Source organism: Lactobacillus kalixensis DSM 16043 (assembly GCF_001434335.1).
Classification (GTDB): Bacteria; Bacillota; Bacilli; order Lactobacillales; family Lactobacillaceae; genus Lactobacillus; species Lactobacillus kalixensis.
In genome coordinates, this window is record NZ_AZFM01000013.1 from 1 (window position 1) to 12,757 (window position 12,757).

The window sequence follows — 12,757 nt, forward strand, 5'->3', positions numbered from 1 at the left end:
ACTGGTTCGTCCGGAGTTACCTTAGTTGGATCTGTTGGATCTGTTGGGTATTGTGGTGTTGGCACATTTGGAATTGGCTTACCACTTGGATCAACCGGAATAATCTTACCGTTTGGTGTGTAAGTTACAGTTACTTCAATATCGTCTTGAGTTACTGCAGTTGCGTTAACTTGACGCTTATCTGCATGGTAGCCCTCAACTACTGGAGTATCTACTTGATCGTAAACTGTCTTTTCACCCTTAGCGATTGACCAATCAGTAGTGTATTGACCGTTTTCAACAACCTCACCTGTTACTGCATCAACAGTAACGGTTCTAGTCCACTTAGAAGTTTGAACAACGTCAGCTGGAGTCTTGTCACCTGCACCAACATAGTGAACAGTTTCCTTAACGTCCTTAGACAATTCGTTTGGATCTACGCCATGCTTGTCTGGAGTATCTGGACCTACTGGAATTTGACCATGACGGAATGTTACCTTGAAGATTTGTTCATTACCATCAACATTATCAAATACTGGGTTGCCGCTGAAGCCATCGTTTACAAGAACATAACCTTGTTTTTCGTATTTAGCGATTTCATCAGCAGTTGAGTAATTAATTGTCTCTCCAGCCTTACCAGTCAAGGTATTAGATTCAGACATTACCTTATCATTATCATCAAGGTCAATGTATTGAACCTTAGCCTTTTCTTCCTGATTCTTAGTGTAAATAACCGGAGTATCTTCAGTTGGAACACTTGGAGTTACTGTTGGAACGCTTGGAGTGTAACCAGGAATTTCTGGTACTGGTTCATTTGGTGTTACCTTAGTTGGATCAGTTGGATCGTTTGTGTAAGGCTTGTTTGGAACATTTTCACTTGGATTCGTTGGATTTGGAATTGGAGTCTTACCATCTGGTCCTACTGGAACAATGTTACCAATCTTCTTGTAAACAACAGTGAATGTTCTATTACGTTGAGCTTCAGTTGAGTCGTAAGTAGTAGTAAATCCACCGGCTGTGTATTTACCATCGTTGTTTGTGTAACCAGATACAGCTACATAACCATTAATTACTGGAACATTTTCAGCAGTAAAGTTGTGATTAGTTGCAGACCAAGTTCCATCACTAATCTTTTGATCAGTAGTAGTGTCATAGACATCACCAGTGTAATGGAAGCTAAAGTCTTGTGACTTAGAATCAGCAAGTTTATTACCTTGTTCATCTACGTAGTTAACTATTTGTGAAGCCTTAACATCACGTTCGCCACGAGTTTCTGTACCGTTCTTAGCGTAAGTTACAGTAATGTTGATGTTGCTACTGTCCTTAGTCAAACCAGTAATTTCGGCAACGTTGTCGCCATCAGCATGGCTTGAAACGTTAGTTACGTGATAGCCACTTTCTGCTGGAGAAATTACTGCATCAAATGAAGTCTTACCGTCCTTAGCAGTCCAAGTAATTTGTGGAGTTGCGGTGTTGTCAGTATCAATTACCCATTTGCCATCTTCTTGCTTAGCATTTACCAATTGACCGGTAATCTTATCAACGTAAGCAGTACCAGTAAAGATTACGGTTTGCTTAGCGTTTGCTGGAACTATACCAGTAAATTGAGTACCATCAGCATTTACATAAGTTACATTCAAGTCAACGTTCTTAGTTAATTGATCTGGTTGTGCATCTGCTGGGGTATTCTTTGGTACATCTGGAGTTGGTGTATCTGGAGTAATTGGTTGTACACCATGCTTCATGTGAACAGTTACAGTTATATTTTCATTTGCTGGAATTTCAGCTGGAATAGTACCGTCAGTTCTTACATATACGTAACCTTGTTTTTCAAGATCAGTAATAGTTGAAGTGGTAGTGTAGTCAACCTTAGTACCTGCATCTAAATCACCAGAGTTGTATCCAACGTTTGGAATAGTGGTGTTAGTAGTGTCATCGTGGAAGATTACTTGTACTGCACCTTGATCCTTAACGTATGGTACCTTCACATCTTCGCCTGGATTACCTGGAACTGGAGGAACTTCATCCCCTGGTTTACCAGTTTCTGGGTGGTAGCCTGGAACATCTGGTTTAGTACCTGGAGTAGTCTTAGTTGGATCTGTTGGATCGTTAGGGAATGGAGTAGATGGTACGTTTGGAATTGGGTTGCCATCTGGACCTACTGGGATAATGTTACCAACCGGCTTGTAAGTTACAGTCTTTTCAATGTCATTTTGAGTTACAGCAGTTGCTGGAACGTTGGCTTGATCAGCGTAGTAACCTTCTACTACAGGAGTGTTTACTTGATCGTAAGTAGTCTTTTCACCATTTGGAATTGCCCAATCAGTAGTGTATTGACCGTTAGGAATAATTTCATTAGTTACTGCATCAACAGTGACTGTACGAGTCCACTTAGAGTTTTGAACAACATCTGCTGGAGTCTTGTCACCTGCACCAACGTAGTGAACAGTTTCCTTAACGTTCTTGGTTAATTCGTTAGGATCTACACCATGCTTGTCTGGAGTATCTGGACCTACTGGAATTTCGTTGTGATCGTAGTAAACATTAACAGTAGTGTTAGTAGTATTTTGATCTACATTTTGTTCTGCAACTTCTGCTGCTGAACTGCCGTTTTCAAAGCGTGGAGCCTTGTAACCATTGGCTGTCAAATCTGGTGAAGTTACGCTTGCCCAGTTGCCATCAATGATGTAGTCATTGTTAATAGTGTATGACTTTCCATCTTCACTTACAGTACCATAACCGAGTACATTTCCATTGCCATCAACAATTTCAGTACGGTGCATGTTTACAGTTTGTGAAACTGGGTTGTTTTGGATCAAGTTAGATGGAATCTTGTCACCAGTCTTACCGTCTAAGTAGTTAATAGTACGAGTTACTTCTTTGGTTTCAGTCTTGCCAGTGTGGTAAGTTGCTTGCTTGTTGTAAATTACGTTTACAGTCAAGTCTTGTGGGTTAGTAGTTGAAACTAAGTAACTTGAAACTGAACCATTACCAGCGTTGTAATTGCCTGGGTTTACTGAAGTAAAGTTGTAAGTTGAACCATTGTAGTCAATAGTTTGGCGTTGGTTAGTTTGACCAAATGTGTAAGTAGTACCATCTTGTGCAGCACCACCGTCTACTGAGTAAGTCCAAGTAAGTTGTCCGTTTTGATCCTTGATTGTACCATCTGGGTTCAAGTTTACTAAGTTACCAGTTACAGTATCTACAGTACCAGAAGCAGTGAATACTACAGTTGAAGTTACTGGGTCAGCAATCTTGTTACCTTCACTATCAACGTAGTTAATAGTACGAGTTGCTTGCTTTTGTAAATCGTTCTTAGTGTACTTGTCAGTTGGATTATCTGGGTTAACTGGCTTAGTACCGTGTACCAAGTGAACTGTGAAGCTTTGGTCAGTATTTGGATTGGTATCAAAGTTACCAAAGTTTGCACTGGCGTAGTTAGTAGTTGATAATGTTTGACCATTTTGATCATTTACAACACTAACAAACTTGTAACCACTGTTAAGGTAATTTTGAACAATTGAATCGCCATTAGTAAAGCTAATTGCAGTGTTTTCATCACCTTGAGCATTAAGGGTGTTCAAAGTTTGACCAGTAGTATCATCAACGATCTTCAAGTTTGCCTTTTCTTCAGCGTTCTTGTCGTAAGTTACGGTGATGTTGATATTTTGGCTATCCTTAGTCAAGCCGGTAATGGCTGCAACGTTGTCGCCATCTGCATGACTTGAAACGCTAGCAACATGGTAACCAGTTTCTGCTGGTGAGATTACTGCATCAAATGAAGTCTTACCATCCTTAGCAGTCCAAGTAATTTGTGGAGTTGCTGTGTTAGTTGAATCAACGACCCATTTACCATCTTCTTGAGTGGCATTTACTAATTGACCAGTTACCTTGTCAACGTAAGCACTACCAGTAAAAGTTACAGTTTGCTTAGCGTTTGAAGGAACAGTACCAGTAAATGTTGTGCCATCTGAATTTACGTAGTTAACAGTTAAGTTAACGTCCTTAGTTAAGTTAGCTGGATCAACAACAGTCTTGCCATCTGGAGTCTTAGGAACGTCTGGAGTTGGTGTGTCTGGATTTACAGGTACAACACCGTGCTTCATGTGAACAGTTACAACAGTGTTCACATTACCAGTAATTTCTGAAGGAATAGTACCATCAGTAGTTACGTATACGTAGCCCTTCTTTTCAAGATCACTAATAGTAGTTGAAGTACTGTAGTCAACCTTTGTTCCAGCATCTACTGAACCAGTGTTGTATTCAGTGTTAGGAATTTCAGTATTAGTTGTATCATCGTGGTAAACAACCTTTACTGAACCCTTTTCTACAGCTTTCTTATAAACAACAACTGTTTCATAGTTAGCTGGGATTCCAGTAGTACCGTTGTTCTTATATGCATCAGTTAATTCACCATCTTTAACAAGTGCATCATTATCTATCACTAATTTTGCAGTTACTGAGGAACCGTCTGCACCTGCAGTAATTCCAGGCGCATTTGAAGATTCAATAGTAGCTGTATAGCCATCCAATTTTGGAGAAGTAACTGTAGAATAAGGATCAGTGACAGTATTACCCTTAGCATCAGTATATTCCCAACCTGAATCTTGGGTTACTACTTGACTATTTTTAATGTACTCTAAAGTTTCATCTGCAGTATGGCTTAAAGCATATTTTTGAATATCTTCAATCTTGTCTGTAGTGATATCAAGTATTAAATTACGCTTCAAATCAACTGATTGAGTACTTTCTGGGAAGATTTCATTTCCATCTTCATCAACATACTTGATTGTATTTGTATGACTACCATCAACTTGTAATGTTGTTCTGTGTGGGAACCAAATTTGATGGCTAGCACGTTGAGTAGAAATTCCATAGTAAGGGGCATCTTTTCCAGTTAATGGAGTTCCATCGTAATTATGAACTTGGTTGGCTTTAATTCCACCAGTTAATCCATTACCGCTAATGGAAACATCTGGATTGGCACCATTATTCCAAATATCTTTGGTTTGGAACCCGTTCATTGGAATGTTAACGTCATTAACATTGAGCCAAATTTGTTTTGAGCCATCTGACTTAATTTGTTGGTAAACAACAAAACCTGAACTAGCAGGATTAGATGGATCATAATCTCCACCAGTAACACTAAATACTCCTTTATTACTAGACATGTAAATCAAGTTAGCAGTGTATTGTGATGAAGTAGTATTGATCATGTCGCCACCAGTTGCCATCCAACCAGTAGTAGCACCACCATTAGAATAACGTTGTAAGTTCAACATCAATGGATCATCAATAGTGATCTTTGAGTTTGCTGAACCCAATGGGAATGAAATTAATTCAGCATAGAAGTTGGTATTATCATCACGAAGGTCAACAATAGCACCTTGCTTAGAAGTAAAGGCTGCTGTTGTGCTAGATTGTCGTGAGTCAAGAGATACTACGTCATCCCATGCATTATCACCACGGTCTTCAAGGATTACACGGAAAGTTGCACCTTCACCGATAGTGATATTACCGCCTTCGTTAACCCCAATGTAGTTGTAACCGTCATAACTACCAGAAGGTCCAACGTTTTGACCACGGGCATTAGTTGTATTCTTACCAACTGAGTGGAAGTAAGTTACAGCGTGGTTACCGACATTAATGTTAGCATTATTTGCTAAATCAAGCGCAACACCACGACCCTTGTTTTCAAAGTGAACATTAGCGTAATCACCAACGTTAAAGTTAGAGTTATTACCTAAGATAACACCATCACGACCAGTAAAGTTCATTGTTGAGTACTTACCCAAATTAATTTGACCAGAACCGTTAGGACGTGATTGAGCAGCTGTATAACCACCGAAGCGGTTATTATCATAAGCGTTAGGACGCGTACCAGTCATGGCAATACCTTGACCAATACTGGTGTTAAGAGTAACAACTGACTTGTAACCAGTAGTGAAGTTACCAGTACTTTCAGCGAAAATACCAGCATCGTGGTAACGAGCTTGAGTATTCAAGTCGTTGTTAGTGTTCATGTTAATAGTTAAGCTAGCATTGTCACCAACATTAACCGCTGCATTACTATTTACTAAGTGAATACCATCACCAACAGATGAACGGTTAACAGTTAATGAAGCACCAGCTTCTACATTAACTGTAGAAGCTTGGAAGTTATAGCCTTTAGTTTGACTCCAATTAGTAAACTTTTCATTCTTCTCACTCTGAGTAAGATTATAACCATTGCTATCACTAACGTTTGAAGTAACTTTACCATTAATATTAACAGTACCAGTACCCATAACTGAACCATTAACAGTAATGTCTTCAAGGGTTAAATTACTTGTATTGTTAATCTTGTAAGAACCAAGGTTTAATGTAGCATTGCTGTCTGTACCCTTGATAGTGAAACCTGAAGTAATGTTAAGGTCACCTTGTGCAGTAATGTTACCACTAACTGTTACTTCACTTTGTCCACTATTAATGGCACTGGTAATACCGTTCCATGTAGTAACAACATTAGCATTAGCACTTACTGTTGAAGTAGCAGCAAGCTTCATCGCCTTAAGTTGATCTTCAGTAATTTGAGCACTTCTAGTACTTAATTCTCTAACTTGGCTTTGTAAATCCAATGCTTGAGTTGCACCCAAAGTCTTGTCAGTAGTAAGTTGACCCTTAAGTCCAGCTTCACTCAAGTCCATGTTGTTAAGATCTACCTTAGAAGTAGCAGCAGTTTCATCCTTAACTGAACTTGCTACTTCAGCTACCTTACCTGCAACATCTAATGAAGAACTATCAACTGAAGCAATTGCCTTCTTAATGTTGTCAGCAGCTACATCCTTAGTAGTTGTAGCCTTAGTTTCAGTAGAAGTCTTGGAACTACTATCAGTTGAAGTAGTATTATTGCTTGCTTCTTGAGTTTGAACATTCTGTTTAACTGCTTGACTATTGTTGTTAATAGCAGTTTCGTTCTTAACTGCAGCTTGTTCAACATTCTTATCTGCTGCTGCTTCAAGATTTGCGTCAGCAGCGCTTGTAATCTTTTTGTCGTTATTTGTATCTGTATTAGTTTGGGCAGAAGTAGCAGCGGCCGCATCTGTTTGCGCAGTCACAACGTCGCTGCTTGCTTCCTTAGTTGCAGCAGCATCAGTTGATGCATCTTCTGTCTGTGTACTATTAGCAGATTCTTCAGTTTGCGCATCCCCAGTGTCACTGTTTGTGTCAGCTTTAGCAGTATTTGCGTTATTACCTAAGAAGAAGGTACTACCAATCAATACTGAAGCAGCACCAACAGAAAGCTTACGGATACTAAAGCGATTTTGCTTATCCGCAGCTTTTTGTGCTCTGTTCAATGCATTCTTACGTGAACCCATATCTCTGTCTCCTCTTTGTTTATACTCAAAAACTGTATGCCGCATATGAAGGCGTGAAAAATACATCTTTTTTAATTTCCAGCTATATTTATATACGGTCACTACATTTTTCCTTCACAACTATAATAACACGTGTGATATTATTTTCAATACGTTTTGTGTTTTTTTATTTTTTTATTTTTGTCTACATCCCTATTAAATCAACAATTGTAAGTATTTTTTAATGTCACGTTTTGTAATTTTATTTGTTATTTTTGTATAAATTCGATAACAATATTGCAAAATTTCACAAAGTTTTCTATGATTTTATTTCCCATTTCGCCTTATGAAATGGCTTACATAATCAATACGTAGCTAGATATGAGCTGCTTCATCGCATAACTAATTGCAAAACATTCAATAACAAAGTAAAAAAATATTTTAATAAATCGTTTGTTATTTTACCTATCTCATCAACATTTTCTTTCTTCTCCATATTTTTTAACGGCTATTAACTAAAAATAACTCCTAAAAAACTTTAAAAAAAGATTGCATTTTTAGATTAAAAAATACAATCTTTTTTCTTTATTTACTAATTTTTAATTTTTCTTCCGACGCTTTTTATCAGCACCAGCAAGCAGAGCTAATGCAATTACATTAGTTAAAGCCAAACCCGCAGCAGTTAATACTTCATTATCATCTTCGCCTGTCTGTGGCAAGGTTGCTCTCTTGTCTTCAGAAGTAGCAATCGTCTTATCAGCTGCAGGAGTCTTCTTATCAACTGCAGCATGAGGTGTCACATCCCCATCCCTATTAGTAGTGGCGTGAGGAGTCACAGTGGCTGGCTCATCCGGAGTCTTATCATCAGTAGCATGTGAAGTTACTGTGTCATCTGGCGTTGGCGTATCCGGAGTTTCATCAGGCTCACTTGGTACATCCTGCGGATTTGGAGTAGGTGCCGGTGTATCTGGAGTCGTTGGATTAGTTGGCTGAGGTGCAGTTGGTTGTGGAGTTGGAATATCTGGCTTATCTGGAGTTGGCGTGTAAGGTACCGGTGTATCCTTACCTGGATCAGTTGGAGTAACTGACGGAGTTTGTGGCGTCATACCAGGAATATCCGGAACTGGTTCGTTTGGAGTTACCTTTGTTGGATCGGTTGGATCATTTGTGTAACTTGGAGTTGGCACGTTTGGAATTGGCTTGCCACTTGAATCAACCGGGACAATCTTGCCAAGCTTCCTGTAAACTACAGTAAGCGTGCGGTTTAATTCTTCTTTAGTGCCAGTATTTTCAGCAGTAAAGCCACCAGCTGTGTATTTGCCATCCTTGTAATCAAATCCTGATATAGCGTAGTAGCCATTGATTACTGGAACACCTTCTGAAGTAAAACCATGACTCGTAACATTCCAAGTACCTTTAGAAATCAACTCGCCTGTTTCTTTATCGTAAGTATCACCTGTGTAGGTAAAAGTGAAACTTTGTGAAGCTGATGGGTGAAGTTCATTACCATCTTCATCAACATACTTAACCAATTGAGAAGCTGGAAGTTCTTGCTGATTTCTTAATTCATGTTCATTCTGAGCATAGATTACAGTAGTTTCACTAATTGGATTATCCACTGTAACAGTTGCGCCATCAACCACCTTCTTATCTGGATGGTAACCAGTAATTGTTGGTGAAGTTACATTATCAAAGGTGTGGTTCTCCTTATTCCATTCTTGGCTGATCACTTGCTTAGTTACAGCATCTGTCTTGATAGTTTGGACAAATTCAGTGCTTTGAACACTATCATCATGAGCTGTTGTTCCATCTGTAAATACATAATGAACGATTTGCGATCCATTCTTAGTTACAGTGCTAGTAAGAATATCGTGAGCTAAATGAACTTCAAAGTTATTCTTAGTGCTATCTTGATTGAAAATATGTGTTGCACCAGAATAGTTATCTGAAACAAGCTTATAACCTTGCTTTTCATAGCCAGCAATTTTATCAGCAGTACTGTAATCGATTGTAGAATCGATTGTGCCAGTCAAATCATCAGTCGTTAAGACTTGATTAGTATTGTCATCAATATAAGTAACCTTACCAGCAGCTTCATTCGTGTAAACATAAGTTACATTGTAAGCAAAAGTAGTAAACTTACCTTCAGTAGCACCCTTTACAGTCTTGAGAGTATAGCCGTCAAAGCTCTTTTGTTCACTCTTCCATTCACCATTTGGATACCAGTTTTGTTTAGGATTGATACCATTATTAGTTTGATCTGGGTTATCTTTATTAAATGAAATAATCACAGAATCAGCCAATTTATTACCATTTTGGTCAACGTAATTCACAGTAACATTCTTATGTTGTAAGAAGTGAACTGAAATATATAATTCAAGTCGGTTAGTTGGATCACTATCGTCGTGATTATTCAAGACACCAATATAGCTGAAGCCTTGCTTAGTATATCTGTCTTCCATCTTCTTGATAGTCTCTTCATAAGAGTTTTGACCATAATTATCCTTAACAAGGTCAATATTTACACCGCCCGGGAGTTTACTCCAGCTAATACCATAATCTTCTCCAGTACCAGTGATCCCGCCGCCCTGTGGTAAACCATCTTCAGCGTGTTCTGCAATCTTCTTGTAAACAAACTTAAGAACCATTGCATTTACGTTATCTTTAGATGAAACCTGGGTAATTGGCTTTTCAATCTCCGGTTCTGAAACTAGTTCATATCCAGGAATATCGATTGCACGAGCTAAGAACTTGGAATCGTTAATTCCATCTTGATCACTAAACGGACTCTTTGAAGTAGAAGCTTTAGAAGAGTCGCTGAATTTAGTTAATAAGTTACCATCAGTATCAACATATTCAACAACTGTTGGGGCAAGCGGTGCAAAATGCAAGGTCAAATTAACATCGTGATCTGGAGCAGTCAAATAGGCATTACCAAAACCTGGACTAGTAAATTGATATCCTTCTAATGCTTCTGGATTCATCAATTTGTAACCAACATATCCGGTGTAAATCTTTTGCTTATCGCCTGCTTTTACTTTGTAAGTACCAGTGCCATATAATGTTTCACCAGTTACATCATCAATATTTGTGATAGAAATATTGTATTCTTGTTGATCATCCTTAGCAGCTTCTGACTTATTTTGATCTTGAACAGCTGGAGCCACCTTATTTTGATCATTAGTTTTCTTTTCAGCTTCCGTCTCAAGAGCTGCTTGATCTTCGCTTGGCTTATTTTCTTCAGAAGTAGTCGAATTTGAGGTAGAAGTTTCTGTTTGGTGTTCAGTTGCAGAATTTTCTGTTGAATGATCTTCTACATTAGTTGCTACTTTTTCTGCAGTTTGAGTTTCAACGTTATTTTCTTTTGTGTCGTTTTCAGAAACTACACTAGCTTGGTTTTCTACATCAGAAGTTGCAGAATTAACCCTTGCGGCAGCCGCTGCAGCACGTTGGTCGATTTCAGCAGCTTCTTTGTTTGCTTTTGAAGTCGGAGTTTCTTGAGTAGGATCAGACAGAACGTCAACGTTTTGATCACCACTATTGTTATTACTATTAGTGTTAGTATCAGCCTTAGCTAGAGTATTAGGCAAACCTAATGAGAGCCCTCCTAAAAGGACTGAGGTTGCACCAATTGTCAATTTTCTAATTGAAAAATGATCTTTTCTTTCCATTTTTTCAATCTTTTTCTTTTTTTCCATGATTTTTCCCTCTACTTATATCTATACACCAAAATAATTCTAAAATAACATCTGTTATTTACCCTTCAAATACTATGATATCACAAATTAATAGGCTTTATATGTTGTTTACACCTTAAATAATAATATGAAACTAATACTTTTGCATGTTTATTGCCTAAAGAGCAGAAAAAAAGACCAGAAAAAAAGTTTCTGATCATCATTTATTATTCATTTTTATTCTGCATAAGTTTCCTTAATAGAAACAACCGAAATTGCTGCTAAGAATGCGGAAATACCAGTAATTAGCATCATAGCTGGCATTGAATTACCTACCATTGGGAACAAGATGAAACTTACTAATGAAGCAACAATCTGTGGTAAACAGATTGAGCAGTTGAACAATCCTAGGTATGCACCCATGTGTTCACCAGAAATCGCATTTGACACCATCGTCAATGGATACGTGTTCATCCCTGCCCATGAAATACCAATCAAGATGAATGATAAAATCAGCAAGTTTTGATCATGAATCAAAAAGATTGAAGTATAACCAATTGCTCCAAGTAATAAGCTGATACCATAACCAGCCTTGTGGTGGTTATTAGGTACTTTAGCCAAAACATATGACCAGACTACTGCAGCAATTGATTGAACTGCTGTTAATACTCCAAACCAATTACCCGCGATTTGGTAACCAGATGATGAAGCATTAGTAGTGTTCCAAACATTTTGAGCAATCGCACCAGTTGCATAAGTTGATAAATATTGGAATGAAATCCAGCTAAAGAATTGAACTAAGCAGACTTGCCAGAAAATCTTAGGTGCAACTTTTAGCAAATGAATCCAGCCGCCATCAGACTTTTTAGTAGTACTACTTAAGCCATGGTACTTAGCATATGTATCAGGATCATATTCGTGAACCTTTGTTACTGTTAACAAACTAGTAATAACAAGAATAGCAGCACCAACATAAAATGAAATAATTACTGATTGTGGTACAACACCCTTCTTAGCGGTGTTAGCCACCCCAAGCGTAGTTAACAAGAATGGGAAAAATGCGGCAATTACGGAACCAGAGTTAGATAACATACTCTGAATACCATAAGCATAAGACTTCTGCTCGTCATTAACCATATCACCGATCATCATCTTAAACGGCTGCATCGCCATGTTAGCAGCAACATCCAAAATTGCAATCGCAACCGCACCAACCGTCAAAGCTTCAATTGACCCATATCCCAGACCAAAGCCACCAATATTAGGCAAAATCAGCATTGTGATTACCGCGAAAATCATCCCTACTAATAAATATGGAAGACGACGGCCAATTTTAGGAATCCAAGTACGATCTGACATTGTACCAATAGCTGGTTGAACGACTAACCCTGCAAGTGGTGGTAATATGAAGAACCATCCTAATTTAGTAGGGTCCGCACCTAAAGTCTGAAAGATTCTACTCATTTGGGAAGTTTCAAGAGTAAAGGCAATTTGCACTCCTAGATACCCCATATTAATCATCCAGATTACATTGCTTGCTAAAGTAGGCAGACCCGTGCCTCTTTTTTCCTCTGTCATAATGATATCTCCTCGTATTAAGCGTTTACATTGATAAATTATATCCTTTTGGTAATCGCTTTCAATATGCAAAACGCTGTTACCGGTAACTAAAAAAGCGCATTCAAGAAAATAATTATTAAGAAATTTTCAAGAAGTAAGCTTTTCTCTTTTAAAAAGTGACACTGTGTCATATTATACTTTTAG

Annotated in this window: 3 protein-coding genes; all 3 read right to left on the bottom strand. The window is 38.2% G+C overall.

What is annotated here, in order from left to right:
- On the bottom strand, positions 1 to 7,337 hold a 7,337-nt coding region (locus tag FC46_RS05045), incomplete at its 3' end, for a mucin-binding protein (protein ID WP_162253135.1).
- A 578-nt stretch (positions 7,338 to 7,915) separates the two neighbouring features.
- The gene (locus FC46_RS05050; protein ID WP_057798497.1) at positions 7,916 to 11,014 is read right to left on the bottom strand and encodes a mucin-binding protein; all 3,099 of its coding nucleotides are present in this window, start codon (positions 11,012 to 11,014) and stop codon (positions 7,916 to 7,918) included.
- A gap of 216 nt (positions 11,015 to 11,230) precedes the next feature.
- A complete protein-coding gene (locus tag FC46_RS05055; protein ID WP_057798499.1) occupies positions 11,231 to 12,571 on the bottom strand; it encodes an SLC45 family MFS transporter in 1,341 nt (446 codons plus the stop codon).
- Positions 12,572 to 12,757: the final 186 nt, after the last annotated feature.

What these genes read in the sequence shown, in the direction of transcription:
- FC46_RS05050 (WP_057798497.1), bottom strand. Translation starts at nt 11,014, where the DNA reads ATGGAAAAAAAGAAAAAGATTGAAAAAATGGAAAGAAAAGATCATTTT.
- FC46_RS05055 (WP_057798499.1), bottom strand. Translation starts at nt 12,571, where the DNA reads ATGACAGAGGAAAAAAGAGGCACGGGTCTGCCTACTTTAGCAAGCAAT.